The sequence below is a fragment of the Aurantimicrobium sp. genome (genome assembly GCF_036667855.1).
Classification (GTDB): domain Bacteria; phylum Actinomycetota; class Actinomycetes; order Actinomycetales; family Microbacteriaceae; genus Aurantimicrobium.
In genome coordinates this window covers 1-1648 of record NZ_JAVWTF010000111.1, presented here as the reverse complement: position 1 = coordinate 1648, position 1648 = coordinate 1, and the positions used below count along the sequence as shown (strand labels likewise).

Genomic DNA, 1648 nt, shown 5'->3' with positions numbered 1-1648 from the left:
GCCAGCACATAAGAAACTCTCGGTAGGGTTGTAGCTATGTCTAAGCGCTTTATCGGTGCGACCATGGTCGCTCTTCTCATTACCGCTGTCCTGTCTGCCTGCAGCATCACCGACCACAAGAACCTGTCGGGCAACGCTGCACGAGATGCAGCCACGGCGGTTGTCGAAAACTCGATCAAGACTTTTGCAGAAAAGGGTGGAACTGAAACTCTCTCGGTTGCCAAGAAAGAGTTGGTTCTCATTTATGCCCCCTCTGCCCCCAAGGGAAAGCAAGTTGTCACCGCGAATCTTGCGGACAAAACCCCTCCCACCTTTGATGACCCCAAGTCCATCTCCATCAATGCGCTGAAGACACTGCTGGCATCGGACATCATGAAAGATGCTGAATTTAAGCTTTCTGACAATGTGTTCACCATTACTGGTAAAGACTTTGTCATTGAACTGCACACTCAGAACGATTTGGTCATGACCTCCGTCATTACGGGTAAAGCAACCGGGTCTAGCGTTCCTCAGATTGTGGTCAGTGCATATGGCATCAGCAAAGAAGCCAAGAAGCTCTTCGACTCTGCTGTTGAGCCTGCAACTGCCCAGTAATAAATACCTTTCGTCCAGTATTTATATGTAAAGGCCGGGTTTAGAATTAGCTATGGCGAAATCTTCACACCCCACTCGCGATCGCCTGATTGAGACAATGGCGGAACTGCTGGATGGTTCTGATCCAGAACACATCACAGCGTTTCCAAGGGTTCGCTCTATCACCACTTCGAGGACTTCGAGGATCTCCTTGAAGCTGCTTTGATCTCTCGCTTTGGCGTGAACGTGGATGCCACGATCGATGCATTGGCTCAGATTCTGGCCACCGTGAACTCTCGTGAAGAACTCTTAGAAGCTCTGCGTGAGCTCAACATCTATAACCAGGATCAAGCACGTTCTAGCTTCCGCCTCGAGCGCGCTCGTGCAGCTAGCTTGACCTACAGCAGCCCTCGCTTCCACGAAGCACTAGGCGCTGAACAGAAGCGCCTCACGGATGCCTTCACCGACCTCTTCATCGAAGCCCAGAACAAGGGCTGGATGTCAGAGAATGTCGATGCTCGCGCTGCTGCCGTCTTCGTTCAGGCTTACACCGTAGGTCGCGTCGTTGACGATATCGCGCCTGAAAAGGTTGACCCCAAAGCCTGGATCGACCTCGTGATGCACGTGGTCGACAAGGCCATCCTTAACTAAGAGCCCAGCACCGCTGCGGTTGAGCGAACCGTGGCGAATTCGCCATTGAGGTTTGCTGCAGTCGTGCGTGCAATCTGATCAGCAGGGATGACTTCGCCGTCCATGTCGGTCTTGTCGAAGGTTGCGGTGGCATCGAGGACGAAGGTCACGTCGTAACCCAAGTTTCCTCCCATGCGTGCGGTGGTCTCGCAGCAGAAATTCGTCATGATCCCGCATATCGTGATGGCGTTGATGTCTTCTTGCTTCAACCAAGCATCAAGATCTGGGGTTCCATAGAACGCAGAGTTCACGGTCTTTGTCACGAACAAGTCATGTGGACCATCAATTCCGCTCTTGAGGTCATTGCCTGACTGCCCTGGCGCAAGCGGAGAACCCTGTTTCTTGGAATCATGACGAACAAGCACCACAGGCTGACCCGAGGAAC

General features: G+C 52.5%; 3 protein-coding genes. 2 read left to right on the top strand and 1 reads right to left on the bottom strand.

Annotated elements, in window-relative coordinates; translation table 11 throughout:
* Positions 1-36 precede the first annotated feature (36 nt).
* Both RR877_RS10545 and RR877_RS10540 read left to right on the top strand, forming a co-directional pair.
* Positions 37-594 carry a hypothetical protein gene (locus tag RR877_RS10545; RefSeq protein WP_332551536.1) on the top strand — a complete coding sequence of 186 codons (558 nt, stop codon included), beginning with the start codon at positions 37-39 and terminating at the stop codon, positions 592-594.
* Positions 595-795: 201 nt separating this feature from the next.
* A complete protein-coding gene (locus tag RR877_RS10540) occupies positions 796-1224 on the top strand; it encodes a hypothetical protein (protein ID WP_332628234.1) in 429 nt (142 codons plus the stop codon).
* Here RR877_RS10540 and RR877_RS10535 read toward each other — a convergent pair.
* A partial coding sequence (locus tag RR877_RS10535; protein ID WP_332628232.1) for a cysteine hydrolase family protein occupies positions 1221-1648 on the bottom strand: 428 nt, incomplete at its 5' end. The genes RR877_RS10540 and RR877_RS10535 overlap by 4 nt on opposite strands.

Coding starts and splice junctions, on each gene's coding strand:
- RR877_RS10545 (WP_332551536.1), top strand. CDS start 37: ATGTCTAAGCGCTTTATCGGTGCGACCATGGTCGCTCTTCTCATTACC.